The 23,793-nt window shown below is 61.5% G+C and carries 21 protein-coding genes; 14 read left to right on the top strand and 7 right to left on the bottom strand.

Features of this window, described 5'->3' with window-relative positions:
- Positions 1-28 precede the first annotated feature (28 nt).
- A complete protein-coding gene (locus I6E74_RS02560; RefSeq protein ID WP_197122729.1) occupies positions 29-1,681 on the bottom strand; it encodes a molybdopterin-dependent oxidoreductase in 1,653 nt (550 codons plus the stop codon).
- Between the two features lie 417 nt (positions 1,682-2,098).
- Between I6E74_RS02560 and I6E74_RS02555 the strand changes: the two genes are divergently transcribed.
- Together I6E74_RS02555 and I6E74_RS02550 are read left to right on the top strand one after the other, a co-directional pair.
- Positions 2,099-3,028, top strand: a complete 930-nt coding sequence (locus I6E74_RS02555; RefSeq protein ID WP_197122727.1) for a hypothetical protein — start codon at positions 2,099-2,101, stop codon at positions 3,026-3,028.
- Positions 3,025-3,390, top strand: coding sequence for a GntR family transcriptional regulator (locus I6E74_RS02550; protein ID WP_307784359.1), 366 nt, complete (start codon positions 3,025-3,027; stop codon positions 3,388-3,390). The genes I6E74_RS02555 and I6E74_RS02550 overlap by 4 nt, the downstream gene beginning before the upstream one ends.
- Before the next feature lie 110 nt (positions 3,391-3,500).
- On the opposite strand, the gene I6E74_RS02545 is transcribed toward I6E74_RS02550, so the two are convergent.
- Positions 3,501-4,472: a GlxA family transcriptional regulator gene (locus tag I6E74_RS02545; protein WP_197122725.1), complete on the bottom strand. Its 972-nt coding sequence runs from the start codon at positions 4,470-4,472 to the stop codon at positions 3,501-3,503.
- Between the two features lie 261 nt (positions 4,473-4,733).
- On the opposite strand from I6E74_RS02545, the gene I6E74_RS02540 reads away from it, so the two are divergent.
- Positions 4,734-5,222, top strand: a complete 489-nt coding sequence (locus I6E74_RS02540) for an N-acetyltransferase (RefSeq protein WP_197122723.1) — start codon at positions 4,734-4,736, stop codon at positions 5,220-5,222.
- A 78-nt stretch (positions 5,223-5,300) separates the two neighbouring features.
- Positions 5,301-6,377, top strand: coding sequence for an alkene reductase (locus I6E74_RS02535; protein WP_197122721.1), 1,077 nt, complete (start codon positions 5,301-5,303; stop codon positions 6,375-6,377).
- Positions 6,378-6,412: 35 nt separating this feature from the next.
- Here the strand turns inward: I6E74_RS02535 and I6E74_RS02530 are convergent, their stop codons facing one another.
- The gene (locus I6E74_RS02530) at positions 6,413-7,396 is read right to left on the bottom strand and encodes an oxidoreductase (protein ID WP_197122719.1); all 984 of its coding nucleotides are present in this window, start codon (positions 7,394-7,396) and stop codon (positions 6,413-6,415) included.
- 152 nt (positions 7,397-7,548) lie between these two features.
- Here I6E74_RS02530 and I6E74_RS02525 point away from each other — a divergent pair, with 152 nt between their 5' ends.
- The 5 genes from I6E74_RS02525 to I6E74_RS02505 all read left to right on the top strand — a co-directional run bounded on the left by I6E74_RS02525 (position 7,549) and on the right by I6E74_RS02505 (position 12,391).
- A complete protein-coding gene (locus I6E74_RS02525; RefSeq protein ID WP_197122717.1) occupies positions 7,549-8,586 on the top strand; it encodes an MBL fold metallo-hydrolase in 1,038 nt (345 codons plus the stop codon).
- Between the two features lie 256 nt (positions 8,587-8,842).
- Complete coding sequence (locus tag I6E74_RS02520) at positions 8,843-9,949, top strand: enoyl-CoA hydratase/isomerase family protein (RefSeq protein ID WP_231601104.1); 1,107 nt, start codon at positions 8,843-8,845, stop codon at positions 9,947-9,949.
- Between the two features lie 43 nt (positions 9,950-9,992).
- Positions 9,993-10,814, top strand: a complete 822-nt coding sequence (locus I6E74_RS02515; RefSeq protein WP_197122713.1) for an enoyl-CoA hydratase-related protein — start codon at positions 9,993-9,995, stop codon at positions 10,812-10,814.
- Positions 10,811-11,983, top strand: a complete 1,173-nt coding sequence (locus I6E74_RS02510) for a thiolase family protein (RefSeq protein ID WP_197122711.1) — start codon at positions 10,811-10,813, stop codon at positions 11,981-11,983. The genes I6E74_RS02515 and I6E74_RS02510 overlap by 4 nt, the downstream gene beginning before the upstream one ends.
- 9 nt (positions 11,984-11,992) lie before the next feature.
- On the top strand, positions 11,993-12,391 hold the full coding sequence (locus I6E74_RS02505; RefSeq protein WP_197122709.1) for a Zn-ribbon domain-containing OB-fold protein: 399 nt from the start codon (positions 11,993-11,995) through the stop codon (positions 12,389-12,391).
- A gap of 71 nt (positions 12,392-12,462) precedes the next feature.
- Here I6E74_RS02505 and I6E74_RS02500 read toward each other — a convergent pair whose 3' ends face one another.
- The 3 genes from I6E74_RS02500 to dctP form a co-directional block, all read right to left on the bottom strand.
- A complete protein-coding gene (locus tag I6E74_RS02500) occupies positions 12,463-13,974 on the bottom strand; it encodes a TRAP transporter large permease (RefSeq protein WP_197122707.1) in 1,512 nt (503 codons plus the stop codon).
- 9 nt (positions 13,975-13,983) lie between these two features.
- Positions 13,984-14,574, bottom strand: coding sequence for a TRAP transporter small permease (locus I6E74_RS02495; RefSeq protein ID WP_197122705.1), 591 nt, complete (start codon positions 14,572-14,574; stop codon positions 13,984-13,986).
- A 110-nt stretch (positions 14,575-14,684) separates the two neighbouring features.
- Positions 14,685-15,935 (bottom strand): TRAP transporter substrate-binding protein DctP, encoded by a 1,251-nt coding sequence (dctP, locus tag I6E74_RS02490; protein ID WP_197122703.1) that lies wholly within the window; start codon positions 15,933-15,935, stop codon positions 14,685-14,687.
- A 459-nt stretch (positions 15,936-16,394) separates the two neighbouring features.
- Between dctP and I6E74_RS02485 the strand changes: the two genes are divergently transcribed.
- Positions 16,395-17,498, top strand: coding sequence for a TIGR03617 family F420-dependent LLM class oxidoreductase (locus I6E74_RS02485; RefSeq protein ID WP_197122701.1), 1,104 nt, complete (start codon positions 16,395-16,397; stop codon positions 17,496-17,498).
- Between the two features lie 73 nt (positions 17,499-17,571).
- Here I6E74_RS02485 and I6E74_RS02480 read toward each other — a convergent pair whose 3' ends face one another.
- Positions 17,572-19,182 (bottom strand): ABC transporter substrate-binding protein, encoded by a 1,611-nt coding sequence (locus I6E74_RS02480; protein ID WP_197122699.1) that lies wholly within the window; start codon positions 19,180-19,182, stop codon positions 17,572-17,574.
- A gap of 254 nt (positions 19,183-19,436) precedes the next feature.
- On the opposite strand from I6E74_RS02480, the gene I6E74_RS02475 reads away from it, so the two are divergent.
- Genes I6E74_RS02475 through I6E74_RS02460 form a run of 4 tightly spaced genes read left to right on the top strand, consistent with a single transcriptional unit; the run spans position 19,437 to position 23,737 of the window.
- Positions 19,437-20,597 carry a Xaa-Pro peptidase family protein gene (locus tag I6E74_RS02475; RefSeq protein ID WP_197122697.1) on the top strand — a complete coding sequence of 387 codons (1,161 nt, stop codon included), beginning with the start codon at positions 19,437-19,439 and terminating at the stop codon, positions 20,595-20,597.
- Positions 20,598-20,599: 2 nt separating this feature from the next.
- Complete coding sequence (locus I6E74_RS02470) at positions 20,600-21,949, top strand: M20/M25/M40 family metallo-hydrolase (RefSeq protein WP_197122695.1); 1,350 nt, start codon at positions 20,600-20,602, stop codon at positions 21,947-21,949.
- Positions 21,942-22,511: an Lrp/AsnC family transcriptional regulator gene (locus I6E74_RS02465; RefSeq protein WP_197122693.1), complete on the top strand. Its 570-nt coding sequence runs from the start codon at positions 21,942-21,944 to the stop codon at positions 22,509-22,511. Before I6E74_RS02470 ends, I6E74_RS02465 begins: the two co-directional genes overlap by 8 nt.
- A 23-nt stretch (positions 22,512-22,534) precedes the next feature.
- On the top strand, positions 22,535-23,737 hold the full coding sequence (locus I6E74_RS02460) for a pyridoxal phosphate-dependent aminotransferase (RefSeq protein ID WP_197122691.1): 1,203 nt from the start codon (positions 22,535-22,537) through the stop codon (positions 23,735-23,737).
- The last annotated feature ends 56 nt before the right edge of the window (positions 23,738-23,793 follow it).

Genomic DNA, 23,793 nt, shown 5'->3' with positions numbered 1-23,793 from the left:
AGAGCCGGCTAGCGATGAGCGGTGGCAGTTACGAGACTTGCACCCCAACACGGTGCCAACCCTCGGCACCGTCGGGCACGACGGGCACGGGGTCTCCGGATTGAGTGGTGCCGCCGGCATCCGTCGCGCGTGATTCGATGATGTGGCTGCCGCTCGTGGCTTCCCACGGGTACACCCACTGCACCCACGTGTCGGCGGAGATTGCGGTCGCCAGCTCGGCGGCCTGCCACTCGCCGCCGTCAATGCGGACTTCGACGCCGGTGATTCCCGTGTGCGGAGCCCAGGCGACACCCGCGACAGCGACGCTACCTGCGGTGACCGTGGCGCTTGAGCTCGGCACATCGATGCGGGACTGAGTCTTGACGGGGCCCTTGGCCGACCATCCGCGATCGGTCCAGTAGGCGGTCGCGTCAGCGAAGCGTGTGACCTGCATTTCGACAACCCACTTGGTCGCCGACACGTAACCATAGAGACCGGGGACGACCATTCGCACCGGAAAACCGTGCTGCTGCGGAAGCGGTTCGCCGTTCATCCCGACCGCCAAAATGCTCTCGCGGTTCTCGTCTTGCAGCGCTTCGAGCGGCGTGCTCGCGGTGAACCCATCGATGCTGCGCGAGAGCACCATGTCGGCGCCGGCCAACGGCTTCGCCTTTGCCAGCAGATCCCGGATGGGGTAGCCGAGCCACATAGCGTTACCCACGAGGTTGCCGCCGACCACGTTCGATACGCAGGAGAGCGTCGCGGCGGTCTCGACGAGGGGAAGCTCGAGCAGTTCGGCAAACGAAATTTCGATCTCGTTTTCGACCATTCCGGTGATGCGCAGGCGCCACTCATCCGCGTCGACGTTGGGAACGACGAGAGCGGTGTCGATGCGATAGAAGTTGGAGTTCGGGGTGATGAGCGTCGAGATGCCGGGCACATCGAGACTCGCGCTGGCAGGGATAGCGGGGGCCGCAACCGCGGGGGCAGGCAGTTTGAGAGCGGTGCGCACGGCATCCACGACGGTGGCGCTCGCGTTGACGACGCGCGCGCCGACTCCCACAAGCACCGCACCGACGGAGGCGACGCCGACGATGCGCAGAAAGTCGCGTCGCGAGGCGGCCGGCACACGAGTGGGAGTGGCGGATGACCGTTGAATGCTGGCGGCACGCGCGGCCGCTGCGGTACCGGCGGGCGTCGTGGCCGGCGCGACCGGAATGGAACTGACCCAACGGCGCAAGCGAATCATCGTGATGCGCAACACGAGTACACCGGCAACAACACCGAGAACGGTGGGCATCGGCCAGCTTGCGGACGCTTGGGCGCGGGTCGTGACCGCGATCGTCGCGACGACGCCGATGAAGACGAGCAGGATGACACCCCAGCTGGGCCGCGCATACTCCACGAGGCCAACCGCCACAGCGAGAATGAGCACCAAGAGCCCCACGCAGAGCAGCAGCACGATCTTGTCATTGGTGCCGAAGAGCGCGATCGTGAGGTCTTTCAACCACGGCGGCGCGAGGTCGATCACGAGCGATCCCACGGCAAGCACCGGGCTGCTGGCGGGAGAGATGAAGACGGCGAAGAACTCGGCAACGGCGAGCACGACGGCGGCGCTGAGCACACCCAGCAGTGCCGCCCAGCTGCGAATGCGTTTCACACTGAGAGCGGCGGGCGGGGCAGTCTTCGTCGCGGAGGTCACAGGTGAATCGCTTCTTCCTTAGTAAGACGAGAGACCGTGGGTCTAGACGCCGGGCTGGAGTTCACCCCTCCACTTCCAGAGCCGCGGAAGCGGGAGGCTTAACTCAGACTAGACGCGGCTCCTGTATGCATGGCAGCGAGGCTGGAGATAAGTCAAAACCGTAAGATTTGGCAGATTGGCTGCCGGAAGAACTCGACGCGAAGAAAACAGCGAAACCAAGGCGACCGGACTCAGCCTCGGCACGCTCTGCCCGAGCGCGCACAAAGCTGGCCGCTTTCGCTGAGCGTCCGCTGCTTTTAGCTGCGTAGCCCCTCCTGCCAACAAAGCAGAAGCGCTGTGCCACCTAGACCGATGTATCCATCAACCGCTACATTCAATGTACCTAAGTGCTAGTACATTCACGATCTGAGGAGCGCAATGACCACTCTCACCTTCGTCCTCTGGTTCGGGTTGCGCACCGCAATCATCGGCCTTGCAATCGCGGTGGCCTGGTGGGCTATTGGGGGCCGCAAAGACCGGTTGCCGACGGGGGCCGTCGCCACCGCCACGCTCAGCGCCGCGGGATTGGCGTTGGTGCCAATGATGTACTTACTCGCGGCAAGCGTGGGGTTTTTCGGCCCGCGGCCCCTGCTGGTCGAACAGTTTTGGTACTGGGTGTTCGAGCGACGCATTTCATGGTCACTCGTATTAGGCGCTGTTGCGATCGCAGTTCTCACCGTGCCCATCCACACTCGCGTCGCACGCGGACAAGCAACCCTCACCCACCGCACGCCCTTCAGCTTTGGACACCGGTGGTGGTTCGGTGGCACTGCCAGCATCATCGGCGCAATAGTCACGGTTACTGTTCTCGCCGGGCTCGCTTCCGAACCTGACCCTGAAGGCCTCTGGCGCAGCTTCACCGTTGAGGGCGCAAACGGATCGACCTTCGGAACCACCATTTATGGCTGGTACTACTCATTGCCCGCCTTGGCACTGCTCGCAGCACTCATCGCTGTGACGCTGACCGCCCTGTGGATCATCGCCCGGCCGCCAATCAGCGCCGGCCACTCCAGCGATGTGTGGATGCGGCAACTCAGAACCCGAAACGTTCTCGCCGTCGCTTCCGGCGCCCTCTCGCTCCACCTGGGGATGATCTTCAACTCTCTTGCGTCCACTGCCACACTGCGGGGCGGGGAGACCGTGGGTAGCACCGGCTGGGCTTCGTGGGGAACTCCGTTCGAGGCGATGCAACCGGCGCTCACATTTTTGGGGCTCGTCGCGATGTCGTTGGGGTTCGCCCTCTGGTTCGGCATTCTTCTCTCAGCAATCCCGCGGCGGCGCGGTAGCGCACCATCGGTTCAATCATGATGATCTCGCTGGCGGGATCAGCCCCCGCCGCTGAGCAAATCCGAGATCAGATCCGCGGGCTAATTGCCGCGGGAAACCTCGGGGCTGGCGAACGCATCCCCTCTGTACGACAACTCGCGAAGGATTTGGGCGTCTCCCCCGGCACCGTCGCCAGAGCCTACAAAGCGCTGGAGTCCGAAGGCCACCTGCGCACCCACACCGGCGGCGGAACCAGGGTCAGCACCACAGCATCCGCAACGCCGAAACCCGTCGCGGAAGCTGCTCGCGTTCTCGCCGACACGAGCATCCGTTCCGGAATCGACCTCGAAGAGGCGACCCGCGTGCTGCGCGCAATTTGGGCTTCCCGTCACAGCGACAGCTAAAACAAAGCCCGGCGCGAGTCGAACTAAATCCAGCTTCGCGGCTCGCTCGATACGCCCTCTGAGCCCACCAAGACCTTCGTGCCCGCCTGACGCACAGCGGCACCGAGCCGCTACGCCGAGACGGGCTCGTGCGTTCCGCAACTGAAGCGACTGCGGTAGACGCTTGGGGTGATGCCCAGGGTGCGCGCGAAGTTTTGGCGCAGCACGGCGGCAGACCCGAAGCCGCTTTCGCCCGCTACCTGTTCGAGATCAAGCTCGGTCTCTTCGAGAAGGCGTTGAGCATGGAGCATCCGCTGTCGCCCGAGCCACGCCGCGGGGGTCGTGCCGAGATCAGTTTTGAACCGGCGGGCGAAGGTGCGGGGCGACATCTGGGCACGGCGGGCAAGCTCGTCGACCGGCAGTTCATCGCGAAGGTTCTGCAGCATCCATTCAGTGACGGCTGCGAACGACTCGGACCGAACAACAGGCAGCGGCTTGCTGATGAACTGCGCTTGGCCGCCATCGCGTTGCGGCGCGATGACCATGCGACGCGCGATGCGGTTGGTGATTTCTGCGCCGAGCTCTTGTCGCAGAAGGTGCAAGCAGGCATCGATACCGGCTGCCGTTCCCGCGCTCGTGATGATGCGGCCATCCTGCACATAAAGAACATCGGGGTCGACATCGATTTTCGGATACATCTCGGCGAACGTCTGCGCGTACATCCAGTGCGTGGTTGCACGGCGACCATCGAGCAAACCGGATGCCGCCAAAGTGAACGAGCCGCTACAGATGGCGAGCACCCAGGCCCCGCGCGCGACCGCCCGCTCGAGCACTGCGGAAACACGCGCATCCACGGTTCCCCATACGGCGCGAGGAATCGGGGTGAGCACAATAACGTCAGCCTCATCAGCGAAGGAGAGGTCGTCCTCGACGTTCATCGTGTAGCCGATGCTGCTGCGAATGGCGCCGGGGTCAGCGGTGAGCACCCGGAAGTCGAACGACTGGATGCCGTCATCCGTTCGGTCAAGGCCGAACGCTTCGCAAGCGAGCCCGAACTCAAAGGGGGTGAATCCGTCTTGCACGATGACTGCGACGCGTTCCATGAGAACCTCAACTTTTCGGGGATCGTGCCCTAACCACATTTGGCAGTATTCATGCGACGGACGGCGCAACTGCCACTGTTGGCATGATTTATACGATCGTAGCGTTGGTGCCATGTTCATCGCAATCATTATCGCCACCGTCTCAGCCCTCGCCATTGTGGGCACCATCCGCGAACTCCCGCAGGGAGGTAGCCGCCGAACCCCCACCGACTGGACTCGGCTGCCCTAAGCGCTGCCCCGACATGCTGCGATCATTGGCTCATGACAACCGTGAGCGTCCACGCCATGACCACCAGCGAGTTCGATGCGTGGCAACGCACAACGACGGCAGAGTTCGCCGCCGAGCAAGTCGCGATAGGGCGCTGGCCTCTCGAAGGTTCGGTCGAGCGAGCCATCGCCGACAACGCCTCCCTGCTGCCATACGGCATCGACACTCCCCGCATGCTGTTCCTGCAGGGAACGGACGCCGCCGGCGCGACCGTCGGGCACGCGTGGGTCAGTCTCGACCACCCGCAGGGGTCACCCGACCTCGCCTATCTGTTCGACATCCAAGTGGCGGAAGATCGCCGAGGTAGCGGACTCGGTCGCGCTCTTCTGGCCGCGGTCGAAGCTGCGGTGCTGGATGCCGGCGTGCCAGCCCTCGAGCTGAACGTGTTCGGGCACAACACTCCCGCGGTCTCGCTGTATGGCTCCTCGGGCTACACCGTCACTACGCAGCAGATGCGGAAAACCCTCAGCCCGAACCCCTAGTCGGAGCATCTTCTCAGGGAGGAATAGTGCACGCCGGTTGATGTTGAATTTGATACGACCGACAGAAAGAGATCCGCTGTGAACCTGTTTTCCCCCACGACCCTCGGCGACCTGAACCTGACTAACCGCTTGGTGATGGCACCACTCACTCGCACCCGCTCGGGCAAAGACGGCATCCCTGGCCCGATGGTCGCCGAGCACTACGCGCAGCGCGCCTCGCTCGGTCTGATTGTGTCCGAGGGCACCTACCCGAGCCATGCTGGGCGGGGTTTCCCGGGCCAGCCCGGATTGGTCGAGCCCGAGCAGCTCGAAGGGTGGAAGCACGTGACCGACGCAGTGCACGCGGCGGGCGGCCAGATTGTCGCGCAAGTCATGCACGCCGGGCGAGTGAGCCACGAAGCCACGAACGGCGGACTCACCCCGGTTGCCCCTAGCGCGATCGCGATCGAGGGCGAAACTCGCACCTACGAGGGCAAGCAGCCCTTCCAGGTTCCCCATGCCCTCACCGACGGCGAGCTCGCCGGCGTGATTGACGAGTTCGTCACGGCCTCGCGCAACGCTGTTGCGGCGGGATTCGACGGCGTTGAGCTCCACTCCGCCAACGGCTATCTACTGCACGAGTTTCTCTCCCCCGCGTCCAACCAGCGCGAGGACCGGTATGGCGGCTCCCCCGAAAACCGCGCTCGCTTCGTGATCGAAGTTGCGACCGCCGTCGCCGAGGCGATTGGCGCCGGCCGCGTGGGCCTCCGCATCTCGCCAGCACACAACATCCAAGGTGCGCTAGAGACAGACAGCGCTGACGTACTCGCGACCTACGGCGCTCTCGTCGACGGTCTCGCCCCGCTCGGCCTCGCCTACCTCAGCATTCTGCACGCCGAACCCACCGGCGCCTTCGTGCAAGAGCTGCGTACCCGCTTCGGCGGACCCGTGCTGCTTAACAGTGGCTTCGCGCAGATCACGACTCGGGATGAGGCTCTTAGCCTGGTGAGTGACGGCCACGCCGAAGGTGTCGTCGTCGGCCGCCCGGCCATCGCAAATCCCGACCTGGTGTACCGCTGGCAAGAAAACCTGCCGCTGAACACCCCCGATGCCGCCACCTTCTACGGAGACGGCCCCGAGGGCTACACCGACTACCCCACCTTCGAACCGAGCTAGCGCGCCGCGACGGTGACCGGCTCGCGTCCGCTGGCTTAGCTCGCGAACGGATCCAAGCCGGTCGCCTTCACCGCGACAGCCCACAACTTTTCGGCAGCCTCGGGATCGATCGCCCATGATTTAGCGCCGCCGATCATCATGTCGGTCTGGTCATCCGCCACGACACCCTTGATCGAGCAGTCCTCGCAGTACGCGCCGCCACGCTCGGCCAGCTCAGGAGCAGTTGCCGCCCAGAGGCCGGTCGACGCACCTTCAGCCGGCGTCTTGAACAGCGGATTCGGATTGCCGTCTTCGTCGATCCACTGACGGGCAAGAAGTTCTTCGCGGGGCATGTTGCGCTGCAGGTCGGTCATGATTCCGCCGGGGTGCACCGAGAACGCGTGGATGCCGCGGCCGGCCAGGCGAGCATCCAGAGCAACAGCGAACAGGGCATCCGCTGTCTTCGACTGGCCGTAGGCAACCCAGGGCTCGTAGTCGGTGGTGTCGAAGTTGATGTCGTCGAAGTTCACGGGCGAACGCCAGTGGCCGATCGACGAGTACGACACGATTCGCGCGCCATCCTGCAGCAGGGCTTCGAGGCCGGCAACGAGAGCAAAGTGTCCGAGAAGGTTGGTTCCAAACTGCATTTCCCAGCCCTGGGGCGTGCGCAGTTCGGGGGTTGCCATGACTCCGGCGGCGTTGATCATGATGTCGACGCGGGTGCCGGCTTCGCGCATCCCAGCGGTGAAGGCGGCAACAGAGTCGAGGTCGCCGAGGTCCATCTTCTCGACGCGAACGTTCGCCAGGCCTTCGAGCGCTTCGGTCGCCTTCTCCGGTCGACGGGCGGGAACGATCACGGCAACGCCCGCTTCGGCGAGCGCCTTCACCGTTTCGAAGCCGAGGCCTGAGTAGCCGCCGGTGACGACGGCGGTCTTGCCTGCGAGGTCGAAGCCGGCGATCACTTCGGATGCTGTGCTGCGGTATCCGAAGTTCGATTCGAGGGGTTGCTGGCGGGCTGTCATTTCTTCGAGGGAGATCATGGTCCTGACTCTAAGAGTTGGAGTGCACTCTAGGTCAAGGCCGCCAGCACACTCCCAGATTCAATTCGGGAATAGACCATTCGGTAGGGACTGGCTCTACCACACGAAACACCGCGAGGGTTCAATGTATACATTTCAGATATGCTGACGTTATGGTCAGGCCTTCCTCAGCGCACGCTCCCGCCCCCGTCAGTCCGACACAAGCCAGCGCGATCGCTGACGGGCAGCTTCCCGCTCCCGATCGAGTAGCCGATGGAGTCTGGTCGGTGACAATGGAAATGCCTGGCCCACACTTGCGATACAGCTTTTGCTACGTGATCGTCGGCTCCGATGACAGCCTGCATGTAATCGACCCGGGTTGGGGAACGAAAGAAAATGCGCTCCGGCTCGAGTCTTTCCTCCCGGAGATCGGCTCCGACCTCTCGCAAATCCAGTCGATCGTGGTGACGCATTTGCATCCCGACCACTCCGGGCAGGTGGAGCAACTCCGTGATGCTACTGGCGCATCGCTGATGGTGGGCGCCGATGAGTTCACTGCATCCGTTGCCGCTGCAGCCGGTCGCGATAAACGCTGGGACCTCGGGTCTTGGGGTATCCCCGCCGCACAACTCCGTGAGCTGAGCCAGCTGGAGGGTGCCAAGCCGCCACTCGCCCCGACGCCCGATGTGCTGCTCGCTGACGGGGAAGAACTCGCAATACCGGGACGTCACATTCGCGCGATGCACACCGGCGGTCACACCACCGGACACCTGTGCTTTCACGATCCCGAAGCCTCGCTCGTGTTCACCGGCGACCATGTCCTGCCCCGGATCCATCCGGGGTTGGGGCTCGGTGGGAAAAGCCAGGAGAATCCTATGGCTGCGTACCTCAAGGGACTGCGCCGCACAGCCGAGCTAGACGGGTGCGAAGCGGCCCCTGGCCACGAATATCGCTTCCGCGGCTTAGCGAAACGTTCCGAGTCAATGGCGGCTCACCACCTCAGACGCACGAAGGAAGTTGCGGATGCTCTCGCGACGAACGGTGAGTCAACGGTCTGGGAGGTCGCTTCCCGACTTACGTGGACTGCTGGCTGGGAGAACCTTGCTGGGTTCTATATTGCGTCGGCACTCCTGCAAACTGAGATGCACATGGACTTCGTTCGGTCTGGTGCCGCCGAAGCGTTTCTCGGTGGAGATTCGACCACGGGCTAAGAGCGGCAAGAAACGCCTCGGGCTTTCGCTCAACGCCTACTCTGTTATTGCGGCCCGCAGGGCCTGAATCGCTCTCGTGATGATCAGACCGGGTTGACGCTAATGCATACAATTGGATCAAATTGCGCTCGTTTTAGTTGACGATATTTGCTTCATTGACGATAATTGCATACGAAAGCCCATCTTGAGAGCTTTGGATGTCACGTCTGCCCGCGCATGATGTGCTCGCCTTCTCGAAGAGTCGTGGGTCTCGCCGATGAGCAATCCGACTCGGCCAAAGAATGCGGGGTTCGATGTGACACACGACCGAAGCCTTCTTCTCGAGGTCTCAGGCGACGTAGGAATAGCCACCCTTAATCGCCCTCACCGAATCAACGCGCTGGATCTGAATCTCGTCTCCCAGTTGATGACCGCACTTACGCTGTGGCGTTCGGACCCGGCGGTTAAGCTCGTGGTGCTCCGCGGCGCCGGCGACCGAGGGTTTTGCGCTGGAGGGGACTTACGATCAGACGGTGCGAGCGAGGGCGAGGGCGACCATCACTTCCTGCGAGCGGAGTACGCGCTAGATTTTCTGATCGCCACCTACCCCAAACCCGTGGTGGCTTTGATGGACGGCATCGTGATGGGCGGAGGCTTCGGTCTCGCTGGGCATGCATCGCACCGCATCGTTACGGAACGCTCTCGCCTGGCGATGCCCGAGACCAAAATCGGGCTTACCCCTGATGCGGGAATGAGTTACCACCTCGCGCGTGTACGACACGGATGGGGAATGCACTGGGCTCTCACATCCTCAACCATGGATGCAGCGGATGCCCTATTTTGTGGCCTCGCCGACGATTACGTGCCGCATTCCGCACTCGACAGCCTTGTCTCCGCGCTCTCTGCCCGCGGTGAAAGCACCGTCCAGGACGTCATTAATAGGTTTGCTTCCCCGGCGCCTGCGGCCACCGTGGCAGAGCAAAGCGTGATGGCCGAGTACTGGTACAACGCTGACAGTGTTGAGGATATGCTCAATCGCCTCGATGCGAGCTCGTCAGGTACTGCCATCAGCGCGGCTGAAAAAATACGTGTTGCATCGCCGTTTGCAGTGAAAGCCACCTTCTCCGCGATTCGATCCGCCGCCGATCTAGATCTCTGGGGGTGTTTGCAGCAGGAGTTTCGCTACATGGTTGGTCTCAGTGCGCGCAGCGACCTAGCCGAAGGTGTCACCGCGACGCTCCTCGAAAAACGAGCGGCGCGCTGGGAGCCTAGGAATCTCGCGGATGTCAGCGAGGAAAGTCTCCGCGACATTGCCAACTTCCCCGTCGATTTGGGAGCCGAACCGCGGCACTCCCCCACCCCGAGCCAACAATCATCTCCCTGACTCGTCGTCACGATGATCAGGCCGGCGAACGAGGAGAGTACGAATGATCAGCGCCAGCGAACAGATACACACCGCAAGCGGTGGCTTGGTAGTCACCCGGGTGGAGGGTCACACCCTCGTCGTGACGCTGAACCGCCCCGAAGCACACAACGCGATCACCCAGGGAATGGCGCTGGGAATCGGCATCGCGCTCGACTTCGCTGACGACGATCCTGCCGTGCGAGCTGTCATCATTACCGGAGCGGGCGAGCAGAGTTTCTGTGTGGGGGCTGACCTCAAAGAAGCATCCGCCGATGTAGGACTTCCCCGCGACCCACGGCTTGAGGTCTGGGGTTTCGGGGGCTTCGCCCATCACGAGATTTCTAAGCCGATCATCGCGGCGGTGAACGGCTACGCGCTCGGCGGAGGCACTGAACTCGTTCTAGCGAGCGACCTTGCCGTGGCTGCTGAACACGCCACATTCGGGCTGCCCGAGGTGCGAAGAGGAATCTTGGCGGCCGCGGGAGGTGCCTTTCGCCTCCCTCAGCAGATACCACGCAAGGTGGCCATGGAGGCGATCCTCACCGGTGAATCGATGAAAGCTGACACGGCGTTACGCCTTGGCCTCATCAACACCGTGGTGCCGGCGAAGGACCTGATGCCGAACGCGCTTGCGCTTGCTCAGCGAATTTCTGCGAATTCCCCTCTGTCAGTTCAGGCCAGCAAGAGAATCGCAAAAGCGATCAGCCAAGGCACCGCCATCGAGGAGTCAAGTTACTGGGCACGATCGAACGATGAGATGGCGAGGCTCAGAAAGAGTCACGACTCCGGCGAAGGCTTGAGGGCTTTCGTCGAGAAGCGCGAGCCAGAATGGACCGGACGATGAACGGCTCCCGCAGGGCTCTGAACCCGACGATCGTCGGCCTGGGCATGACCCCTCTCGGCAAGGTCTACGGGTCCACTGCTCGGGATTTTGCGGGCGAGGCGGTGCGCGCGGCCACCGTCGACGCCGGCCTCAACCTCGGAGATATCGACGGGCTCATTGTCTCCGGTGGGCTCGACGACTCAGTCGGCCTCTCACTCCAAACTGACCTGCAACTCAAGGATCTCCGTCTCCTCACGAAGATGCAAGCCTTTGGCTCTACCGCCGGCCAAATGATTCAGCACGCTGCGATGGCCATAATGTCGGGTACGGCGACGACAGTCGCCTGTGTGTGGGCGGACGCTCCGCTCGTCAGCGGAGCAAGCTCGGGGGCGTCCTACAACAAAGTGGCCCCGACCTTAACGGGCTGGCCAGGGTTAACGGCCGCGAGCGGCATCACCTCACCGACGACCATGTACGCCCTAGCAGCACAGCGCCACATGAACGCGTACGGCACCACTAACGACGACTTCGCGGCTATCGCCGTAGCTCAGCGGCGATGGGCAGAACTTAACCCGCACGCCCAATTCAGAACGCCCCTCAGCCTCGAGGAGTATCACGCCTCGCGGTGGATCGCGGAGCCGTTCCACCTCTTCGACTGCTGCCTAGTCTCCAATGGCGGCATCGCCGTAATTGTCACGTCGGCCGAGCGAGCACGATCACTCAAGCAACCTCCGGTGGAAGTCCTCGGCTGGGGCCAAGGCCATCCTGGCTCGACAGGGCGGCGCAACGATAGCTTCGGACTTGTGACCGGGGCCGCACAATCTGGCCGCAGAGCGCTCGAAATGGCACGCACGAACCTTGACGAGATCGACGTAGTTGAACTCTACGATTGCTACACCTACACGGTGCTCGTCAGCCTCGAAGATTATGGCTTCTGCGACAAAGGTGAGGGCGGGGCGTTTGTATCGGAGCCCGGAATGCTCGGCCCTGGCGGTCATCTCGCGCTCAACACGGGCGGCGGACAACTCTCCTCCTACTACATGTGGGGGATGACGCCACTCTCAGAGGGCATCATCCAGGCACGGGGGCAAGCAGGCGAGCGGCAGTCCGTCTCTCACGACCGGGTTCTGGTTTCGGGCAACGGCGGGATCCTCGACCACCACTCGACCCTCATCCTCGGAACTAACTAGGAGGCACAGATGAACCATCCCATCGTAATTCGCGACGCCGCATCATCAGACTTCTTTGAAGCCTTGAGCCGCGATGTGTTCCTACTCACCCGTGATCGAGAAACGGGCCGAGTGCTTGACGTGCAAGAAACCCCACACATGGATCCGGACCGGATCGAACAGTTTGCGGCATCGGGGTACGCCACCGTCGTCAGTTCATCCATCATCCACATTCGCGGGGCGGGCGGCGTACCGAGCCGCGACTTCGTCGGAATCGTCCGATTGGATGAGGGCCCATGGTGGTGGACCCGGTTTGGCGAAGTGGATTCGCTCCTGCCGGAGGGGGCGCGGATGAGGGTCGCGTTCGACAAGTCCAGCGTGGATCGTGGCGGGGAAGTGATCCCGTTCTTCGTTCCGCGCATCCCGTGATGCGCGCAGTCACTGCATAAAACAAAGACCGTACGCGGGTGCGTACGGTCTTTGTTCGTTGTGGGGCTTCTCTACATCTGGTTAGGCAACCAGGTAACAATCTCTGGGAAGAAGATCCAGATGAGAACCACGATGATCGCCATCGGCAGGAACAGCATCACGGCCTTGAACACGTCCGTCAGCTTGAAATGCTGGCCCAGATTGACCGCCGGATCCTGAACGATCTTGTGGATCACAAAACTCAGCATGCCCACTGGCGGTGTGAGAATCGCGAGCTCACCCATGAAGACGGCGAAGACGCCAAACCAGAGTGGGTCAACACCGAGCTGATTTAGTACAGGCATCAGAATGGGAATGGTCGTCAGCAAAATCGCGAGCGGATCCATGAACATGCCCAAGAGGATGTAGATGAACATGACGAGGATCAGGAATTCAACGCGCCCCATCCCGGTGTTCGAGACAAAATCGGAGAACAATCTCCCCAGACCTGAGACGGCAACCAGCGAGCCGAGTATGTGCGCGCCAGCGATCATCAAGAAGATGGAACCCACGCTGCTGACCGTCTCCACGGCCGAGGTTCCGACCTTTGCCAACGGCTTGTTCTTGCGCTGGAACCACACACAAAAGATGAGTGCACCAAACGCGCCCGCGGCTCCTGCCTCGGTGGCGGTAAACACGCCCATGAACATGCCGCCGAGAACGACCAAGATGAGCACAGCTACCGGCCAGATATCGGCTAGCGAACGCCAACGCCCGCTCCAGCTAATGGTCGGCCTCACCGCGGCCGTTGCTCCGCGGCCAGCCCACTTCGGGATGAACACAGAAAAGACGACGATCATCAGAGAGAAGAGGAGTGCCACCGTAATGCCCGGAATGAGCCCCGCCATCAGCTGAGGGCCCACAGGGTTCTCAAGAAGTCCGGCAACGACCACAAGGAAGATACTGGGCGGAATTAGCTGCCCGGGAAGTCCGGCTACGATAACCGAACCGATAGCGATCGGCTTCCCATACCCGGCCTTGAGCATCTCAGGGATTCCAATGCGGGCCAGCGCATACGTCGTGCCCATGGTCGACCCCGATACAGCAGCCAGTCCTGCGCCTGCCATGTTCGTGCCGACGCCCAAGCCGCCGGGCAGCCAGCCCAACCAGTTGCGCGCAGTTTCGTACATCTTGGTCGTGATTCCTGACTGCCACAGCAACAGCCCCATCAGCACGAACATCGGCAGCACGCTCAGTGCCCACTGTGAGGCCGCGATAAGAGGCTCTCCCTTAAGTAGATTTGCCAGCGCGGCAATCCCGTTGAGCGAGTAAACACCGAGGAGCCCAGGTATCGCCAGCGCGAAAGCGATGGGGATTCTCATGAGCATCAAAACGAACATCAGTAAAATCGCGGAGAGTCCGACGAGCTCACGAGTTGGAGCAATGAACACGCCACTCAGGGGGACGGCGAGAGCAAGGGCAATGCCGACCCGATAGGCCCAGAGGCGGCCGGGACTCGGGTTCTCTTTGGTAAATTGTTGCGCCACAGCTGTGCTACCCACGGCGACACCGGGCTCGAACACGCTGGTCTTTTGATCAGTCATAGCTGGGTCCTAACCTATCGCCGCATCTGTAAGGGCTTCTTCGGTGAAGTCCTCTTTGTCGAAACGGCCCCGGATGGCGCGAAAGGCGTCGAGGGCGAACAGAACAACTAGCACCGCAAAAGCGGCAGGCACGAACCAGTAAATTGGGGCGATGAAAACATCGCTTGCCGGGGCACTCTTACCAATTTCGTTTGCGTGAATTGCCTCGATCATGCCGTACCAGCCGAAGCCAAAAGTGACGATCATCGAGAAGATACCAGTGACAAACCGGACTTCACGTCGAATCTGCCTCGGGAACTTTTGGTAGACGATGTCGGCTTCGATCGTCGCGCCACGCACCTGGGCCACGACATAGCCGATGAATACCACTGCCGGGAGCAGGATGAATCCAACCTGTTCGTTTGTGCCCTGGATCGGTTGACCGAATGCGTAGCGGCTAATCACGTTCACCAGCACGATCAGCATCATGACGAAGATGAGTGCCGAGGCAATCACCTCAAGTATGAAGGTGGCCCGGTGCGCGAAGCGTTTCGCTGGCCTGTCCGGGAGTTTTATGATTATGCCGCCTACTGTCGGCGGCGACGCTGCGGATTGGGACATCGTTGTCGTTGCTCCTTTGGGTCGGTGGGTAGTGAGGGGTTGGCACGCGGACGAGCCTCGAGGGTTGCGAGGGCTCGGGGCCAGGTGGCACCGAGCCCTCGCAGGCAGCTCTAGCTGAACCGCTTCTGCGTGATCATTTCGCTCACCATGCTTGCCCACGGCTCCGAGTCGGTACCGATATACCACTCCGGGAATTCCTCGACGGGACCGTCTTCGGTATAACCGAGCTCAGTACCGATTTCCAGCCATTCGACGTTCGCCGCCTCGATGCGCTGTACCAGCGATGCTCCATCGAGCAAGTCCGAGTCAATCGCATCCTGGACGATACCTTCGTTGATCTCGGCAAGTCTCGCGTCGACCTCGGGGTCGAAGGCCAGTAAGGCCCCGCCATTGTCAGCGACGGAATCAGCGAAAGTAGTAGCGATACGACTGAGGCCAGACTCAATGGACGCTCCCCGCATGATGTCGACCGATTCAAGGATGAGCTGCTGCGCCACGACGGGGAGCGTCGTGAACACCGGCCCGGCGTACAAGTTCGACGGAGTCGACACGAAGCTCGCGGCAGTGGTGTGCATGATGAACGGAGCAACCTCGGTGTGACCGGCAATAACAGCAATTGCATGAGCTGACATCGAGCAGTCAAGTATCCCTCGCTGCAGTGCTTCATACACCTCGGTATACGGCATCGAAACCGGCACTGCACCCAGCTCTTCGATTTGACGAGACTGCGCGACTCCGCCGGCGCGAATCTGCTTACCCGCGAGGTCGGCAAGGGTGAGAACAGGCTCAGTACACGCGATGATGGATGGACCGTCGGCGCCCATGACGGTGAGGGGCGTGATCCCCTGCTTTGTGTACTCTTCCATTATCTCGGGAGTCTGAAGGCCTTCCTGCTGCAGCGACGCCATAATCGAGTAGTAGCCGGGCACAATCTGCGGGTCACGGAGCAGGGTCAAGTTCACGAGCAAGTTGTTGGCGGGGTACTCCGAGGCATTGTACTGTGGCCAGGCGTACCCAATGTCGATGCGGCCGTCGGCGAGAGCCTTGTCGACCTCAACCACGTTGGGCACGATTCCATTCGCCCAGGTAACGTCGAGTGTGATCTTGCCGCTCGAGTACTCATCGACACGCTCGATGAACTCCAACGTTGATACCGCGTCGGGGCTGTCGGCAGACGAAACAGTCGATTGAAAGACCAGTGTCGTGTCGGCCATGTCGCTCAGCGCTTCTTGAAAATCGGCCGCTGATGAACCGGCGGGCAGTGCGCTGCCGGTGGCTTCTTCTCTGCCTCCTGCGTCGGCGCGGGAGCAGCCGGTGAGCACAAGCGCAGAAACAACCCCCACTGCTACTGTCGTCGCCATGATCCGCCGGCGTGGTTTTGTTCCCATGTTCAACATGTAAGTCCTTCTCTGATGTCGTCATTAACATTGAGGGAGCCGGAATCAGCCGTGACTGGGCTGATGGACCGTCAAAGCGAGCCCCCCATTGGACCAGCTTGGTGCGTTTCGTATACATACTTCGAGTATTTCGTCGTTAAGTCAAGGTTATTGCGCCCATTTGACGCGATTTGTATACCAATGACGGTTTTTGTGACTCCCGACGTGCGCCAACTGTGGCCGAAACAGCAGCGCGGCCAGCACTTTGCCAAAAATGGCACCGCACACCCTCCCCTTGATTCGACAACGCCCACGTGGCCCATTTGGCGCAATGTATACAAATCGGCGGTGGCGATGTTACGGTGACCACAGGCGACACTAGGCTCAGCATGAGGCTGGCCGACAGCTTGACGCACGACACGGTTCACGAGGAAGTGAGAGACCATGGGGTGGCGTAACGACCGAAGAGGTCTCATCGACGAAAGTGGCGACAGTAGGCGGAGCAATGCCCTCAAGGTCGACACCCATCTGAACAGCCTTGGGCAAACGAAAGAGAGCACGTTGCTGGCTCAGCAACTCGACTTTGACGGCATCTTCGCCGCCGAAGTGACTGGGGATCCATTCGTTGCATGCGCCGTATCGAGCCAATACTCGGGAGATATGGACCTGGGAACGAAGATTGCTGTCGCGTTCGCACGAACCCCCATGACTCTTGCGTATGCCGCCCACGAACTGGGAGAGCTCACCGCCGGACGTTTTCACCTTGGTCTCGGCACTCAGATCCGCGCGCACATCACCCGCCGTTTCTCCATGCCCTGGAGTAAGCCGACCGCTCGCATGCGAGAGTTTGTGCTTGCGACGACGGCAATCTGGGATTCATGGCGCGAGGACACGCCACTGGCGTTCTCTGGAGAGTTCTACGAGCACTCACTCATGACTGAATACTTCGTGCCGCACACTCGGACGCCGGCACCACCGCCAATTTGGCTCGCCGCTGTGGGCCCACGCATGGCGGAGGTCAGCGCCGAGGTGGGGGATGGAATCGTCCTCCACGGGTTCTGGACCCGCGGTTATCTAGATGCCGTCATGATGCCCGCGATCGAACGCGGGCTCGCCGCTGGCGGTCGCAAGCGTGATGACTTCACGATCACGGCCGGTGGTTTCCTCGTTACGGGCGCCACTGAAGAGGAGCTCGTCAAAAATCGGGAGCAGGTCCGATATCAGGTCGCCTTCTACGGTAGCACCCGCAGCTACCGCCCTGTCTGGGAAGCACACGACTTGGGCGACCTCGGCGATCGACTCCACGCGCTGTCGGTGGAGAAGTCGAAAGACCGCTGGAGCCGAATGACCAAGCTCATAGGCGATGACGTGCTGGAGCTTTTCGCAGTGGAAGCTGAGCCGCAGGAGGTGGGGAGCGCCATGTTGGCCCGCCACGGCGACTACGCCGACAGGATTTCCCTCCCCCACCTGGTTGGAGATCCTGACGTATGGGCAAAGACCATTGCGACGATAAAAGCCGGCAACACCACACCAACGGGTGCCGTTTAGACGCACGCCAGAAAGCCCGGGCCGACCGAAGTCGACCCGGGCTGATCCCTGGTGCTAGTTCACGTGAGAGCTATTAGCCCTTGGTGATCTGGTAGTACAGCGGAACTGAATCCCAACCGAACTGAACACTCTCGACAGTGTCAGCCGAGACGCCAGTGGCGTTGGAGTACCACAGCGGAATGCTGGGCAGGTCCGTGAGCAGCACTTCCTGAGCATCCTGATAAAGGGCGGTTGCATCGTCAACGGTCTGCGCTGCGGCACCCTCCTTCAGGAGACCATCGAACTCAGAGCTGCTGTAGCCCTCATAGTTCGAGCCAGCGCCGGTCTGGTAGAGCGGTGCGAGGAAGTTGTACAGCGACGGGTAGTCGGCCTGCCATCCGGCGCGAGTTGCACCGGTGAGGGTTCCGGCAACGCGGTCTTCGAGCGACGACTTGAAGTCGGGGTACGACTTGCCGACGGCCTCAATGTCGAGAGTGTTCTTGATGCTGTTAGCTACAGCATCCACCCAACCTTGGTGTCCACCGTCTGCGTTGTAGGCAATGTCGAACGTGCTGTCGCCGAAGGGCGAGATCGCGTCGGCTTCAGCCCACAGCTTCTGCGCTTCTTCGGGGTTGTAGTCAAGAACGTCAGCACCGGCGAGATCGCTCGAGTAACCGTCGATCACGGGAGACGTGAAGTCGGTTGCCGGCGTGCGGGTTCCCTCGAAGATCACGTCAGTGATCTCGTCACGGTTGATCGACATCGAAATAGCAGCACGACGCAGCTTTCCTTCCTCGCCACTGAAGTGATCGAGGTAGTAAGGAATGTTGAAGGCCTGGAAGATGGCAGCCGGCTGGTTGATGGCGCGGTCGCCGAACTCATCCTCGAAAATGCCGAAAGCACTGTCGGGAACTGCATCGAGAACGTCAAGGTTTCCACCGAGAACGTCTGCGTAGGCAGCATCCTGTGAGGTGTAGAACTTGAAGGTGACGCCACCGTTGGCAGGCGTGCGCACACCGTCGTAGTCAGGGTTCGTGACGAGCGAGATCTGCACATCGTGCTCCCACGCGTCGTCGCCATCCAGCATGTACGGACCGTTACCGACGGGGTTTTCGCCGAAAGCTTCCATGTCCTCGAAAGCGATCGAGGGCAACGGCATGAAGGCCGTGTAGCCCAAACGCAAAGGCCAGTCAGCCTCAGGGGCAACAAGAGTGACATCGAATGTCAGGTCATCGACAACGCTGAGTCCAGTCAGCTCTGAGTCGGCTTCGTAGCTGAAGCCCTCAATGTCATCGAAGAAGTACGACGAAGCCTGGGCGTTGCTGAACGTCGCACCGTAGCTCCACGCGTCAACGAACGAACTGGCGGTTACTGCCTCACCGTTGGTGAAGGTCCAACCGTCGTTGAGAGTGACGGTCCAGTGCTGACCATCTTCCGACTCGATCGACTCAGCGACGTCATTGCGGATGCTTCCGTCTGCCTCGTACGAAACCAGACCCGCGTAGATGGACGTCAGAATTTTTCCGCCACCGGTCTCGGTGGTGCCGACGGTGACGAGCGGGCCCAGCGGCTCGCTTCCATTGGTGGTGATGATCTGGTTGACGTCGCCTGAATCTCCGCCATCGCTGCTAGCGCAGCCGGCGAGAGTGAGCGAGACCGCCGAGGCGAACGCAACAGCGCCCAACCCGAAACGTGATGTCTTCATGCTTCCTCCTGTGCAGTGAGCGCCTACGGTGCCAGCAGTGAGTGGCTCCGGGCGTTGGATTTACTTTAGGGCCATGAAACTGCGACCTAACGTAAAGTGTCATAATGTTATCTCGTTGTTAGGTTGTATTGGATAGTCGCCTTACAAACAATTTACAAAACCGACACATGACCTATCATTACGCATGTGGGGATGCCGTAAGGTTTCGCCATGACGGCATCCAGCCCCACCGAGCAGAGAAAGAAGTAGAGACGATGACGAGCGCACCAGTCCTCATGTTTTCGAGCACGCTGTCCGCAGATATGCGACACGTAATCACCCACGAGGTACACGATCCGTTCCTCTACATCGAGGTTGATGGCAAGCGGTACACCGCCATCAAGTCGCTTGAAGCGGCCCGGATGCGCGACGTCGACAACATGACCGTCTTCCCTCTCGAAGAGCTTGGTTTCGATGACTTCCGCGCCGCGGGACAGGGGCCCGACCTCGCCGAACTCAACTGCTTGGTTGAGGCATGCAAGCGCACCGGCGTCACGAGCGCCAGCGTCCCCTCCACTTTCCCGCTCGGCGTTGCCGATCACTTGCGTGCTGCTGGCATCGAACTGAACGTCGACAACCACCTCTTCGAGATGCGCCGCCGCGTGAAGTCCCCCGCAGAGCTCGCCGGAATGCGCCGCGCTCAGATCGCCGCCGAAGCGGGCGTTGCCCACGTCGCCACCCAGATGGAAGCCGCCACGGTCGATACCGATGGTGGACTACTGCTCGACGGCAAGCCCCTCACGTGTGAAGACTTGAAGACGGGCATCCGCGCCGCGTTCTTGCGCAACGGTTGCGAAGACGCGGGCCTCATCGTGGCTCACGGCGAGCAGACCTGCATCGGCCACCACGCTGGCTCAGGCCAGATCTTCGAGGGCGAGCCCGTCACGGTCGACATTTGCCCCCGCGACACTGAGTCCGGTGGAAACTCTGACATGACCCGCACCTTCGTCAAGGGCGAGATCAACGAAGAGCTCGAAACGTACTGGCGCATCGTCAAGGAGGCGTTCGACAACACGCTCGCGGCCATCCGCCCCGGTCTTCCCGTTGCCGAACTGCACCGCATCTCGTGCGTGCCGATCAGCAACGCCGGCTACCCCACGCAGCTCACCAAGAAGCCGGGTGAGGTTCTCAACGAGGGCTACTTCCACAGCCTCGGCCACGGAATCGGCCTCGAAGTTCATGAAGCTCCCGGCCTCGGCCAGAACGACGCCGTGCTGGTTGCCGGCGACGTGATCGCCATCGAGCCCGGCTGCTACCGCCAAGGCTTCGGCGGAGTTCGTCTCGAAGACATCGTTCTCGTCACCGAGGACGGCGCCGAGCGCATTACGGACTACCCGTACGAGCTCACCCCCGTCGCCATTTCCCGAGGAGTCTAATCGTGCGCGACCCCCGTATTGATGCCGAGCGTGAGCAGAGCATCCGCGAATGGCAGGAATTCTGTCGCTTCCCCTCCGTGGCAAGCGATCGCGTTGCCATCGAAGCTGCCGCTGATTGGTTGGAGCAGAAGCTTCGCCGGCTCAGCGAGCGCGTCGAGCGCATCGAGATTCCTGAATACGGGCCGGTCGTCGTCGCCTACTTCCCCGGAGCGAGCGACAAAACGCTCATGCTCTACAACCACTACGACGTGCAGCCTGTCGGCGACCTCGACCAGTGGATCTCCGGCCCCTTCGAATCAGAAATCCGCGACGGCGCCATGTGGGCCCGCGGTGCCTGTGACGACAAGGCCGATGTCACGAGCCGCCTGCGCGCGCTCGAACTGTTCATCGAGGATCACCCCAGCGGCTTGCCGTACAGCATGATCTACCTCGCCGACCCCTGTGAAGAGATCGGTAGCCCCGGCCTCGAAACGGTGTTGGCCGAGAATTCCGAACGCCTCAGCGCCGACGCCGTGCTGTGGGAGAGCTACCTTCGTGAAGACGACGGTCGCCCCGCAGTCGGCTTCGGATGCCGTGGCGGCATGGAGATCAGCCTGAGCCTGAACATCCTGGCTTCCAATCAGCACCCCTCGTATTCGCAGATTCTGCGTTCCGCACCGCTTGAGTTGATGCGGGCGATCACGTCTCTCACGACCGAGGACGGCCTCATCGCCGTTCCCGGTTTCACGGACTCTGCGTTGCGCCCGGATGCCGCGGCCAAGGCGCGCACGCAAGAGCTCTCGCTTCCCGGCGACGCCATCAGCCTGCCGGGCGTCAATCCTCTGAAGGATCTGCCCGCGGCAGAGCTGAAGGAGCGCTTCATCTTCACCCCGTCGATGAGCCTCTCGGGCTTCGACATTGACCCAAGCGTGAGCCACAGTGTTCCGGCGAAGGGCACAGCGAAGGTTCGCTTCGGGCTCGTTCCCGGCATGGACCCGCACGCCTGCTTCGAGACGGTGAAGGCGTTCCTCCGCGACACCGCGCCTGACATCCAGGTCGAGCTCATCCGCACGATGCAGCCCGCGTTCTCGCCGGTAGATACTCCGTTTGCCGTCTCTGTTCTGGAGGCTGCCGCTCAAGCCTTTGAGGCAGAACCTGTCGTCTACGATGTGATGACGGGTTCCGGACCGGGAGCATTCTTCCTTGAACATCTTGGGGCTCCCCTAATTTCGCCCACCGGAACGTTGCGACCGGAGGGAAACATGCACGGCTACAACGAACACGGCTACCTCGAGGACTACCTCACCCACATCCAGTTCACGCTCGACCTGCTCAACAATCTTGAGGCCAACGGGTTCGCGAACAATGACTGACGCCGCAGCCCAGGCCGCAGCGGAGTCGACAAAAGACGCAATCGCCTCCTCGACGACGATCATGGACCTTTTGCAACCAACCACGCCGCCGGTTGACCTCGACACCGTCGATCTCCAGCTCATCCGCCACTTGCACGAAGACTCCAGCATTTCACTTCGCAGCCTCGGTGCCCTGGTCGGCATGTCGGCGCCCAGTGTCGGAGAGCGCGTCGCGCGCCTCGAACGCACGGGCGTCATCCGCCGCCGCAGCATCGAGATGGACTGGTCGGCCATGGGCCGCCCCATGCTGGTCGTCATCCCGATCAAGATCACCTCAGATGCCCGCATGCCCAGTGTCATCGAAGCGCTTCGGGCGATCCCCTCGCTTACCGAGGTGCTGATTTTGAGCGGAACTTACGACATGATGGCGCGGTTCCGCTTGAAGGATCATGCCGAACTGCAGTCTCTACTTCTCGAAAAACTCGGAGCCGTGCCCGGGTTGCAGCGCGTGGAAGCGATGATCAGCCTTGGCCGCATCGAAGACACGTCGCCGCTCAGTCACATCCTCGACATCGACGAATAACCGCTCCAACAGAAAGAAGCTCCGTGCGCATTGATGATTCGTGGCGAGACCTCGCCGCTCCCGATTTTTCCCTCTATGCAGGGCTCGATCCCGAGACTCGGATCATGATGATGGGCGCGGATCCTTTTGCCCCAGACAAGTGCCTGCCGGATCACGTCATCGATGCCACCAAGCAAGCCCTCGATGACGGCAAAACGCACTACTCGCTCGACAACGGGTACGCCGAGCCTCGCCTGAAGACCGCGCTCGTCAATAAGCTGTGGGACTTCAACGGGATGGAGATCGACCCCGAAACGGAGTTGATGGTTGGCCCCAGCTCGGCCTTCACCCTCTTCCTCTCGATTCGCATCTGCATCCGTCCCGGTCAGGGCGATGAGGTTCTTGTCACAAGCCCCGGCTTCGCAGAGAACATCAACGACATCCACCAGATGGGTGCGGTGTGTGTGCAAGTTCCGACGTACGAAGAAGATGGCTTCGCCCTGCGGATGGATGAGTTCCGCTCGCGCATCACGGAACGCACGCGCGCCATCGTGATCACCAACCCCAACAACCCGACCGGCACCGTCTACACCCGCGAGAACCTGATGGAACTCGCAGCGTTGGCTGAAGAGTTCGACCTCGGCGTGATCATCGACCAGGACTTCGAACGCCAGGTGTACGACGGAGCAGAGTACGTGAACTTCGCGACTCTGCCCGGAATGCGCGAACGCACCCTCACCGTCTTTGGCACCTCGAAAGACCTCGGGCTCACCGGGTTCCGTGTCGGTTACCTCGTTGCCCCGGCCGAGATCATGCCGCTGCTCAAGATCGCGACGTTCAACTACGTCGGCCCCACCAACACCTTCGCTCAATACGGTGTTGCCGCCGCCTACGAGAACCCGGCCTACACCGATGAATGGTTCACCATTTATGACCAGCGCCGCCACGCCATCCATGATGCACTCCAGGGCATTCCGGGTGTTGGCGCGGCGTTACCTGCCGGTGGTTTCTACCACTGGGTCAACATCTCCGAGCTCGGCACCTCTCTTGAGGTCGTTAAACACCTCGTGAGCACCCAGCAGCTCGGCGTCTCGCCCGGCAACTGGTTCGGCGAGGTTGGCGAAGGCTACATTCGCGTCATGTACGGCTCGAACGGCCGCGATGAAATCTTCCAGGAGGGCGTCTCGCGCTTAGCTGCTGGCCTGCGCGAACTCGCGGAGCTCAAAGGCGTGAGCGCGGCCGCTTAGGCTCGCCCGCACCCCCTCCTGCCAGAAAGCTCTTCCGGAATAACGCTGTTGGCGGC

Source organism: Salinibacterium sp. SWN139, from assembly GCF_015864625.1.
Lineage (GTDB): Bacteria > Actinomycetota > Actinomycetes > Actinomycetales > Microbacteriaceae > Rhodoglobus.
The sequence above is the reverse complement of the archived record's forward strand: the minus strand, read 5'-3'. Positions and strand labels throughout refer to the sequence as shown.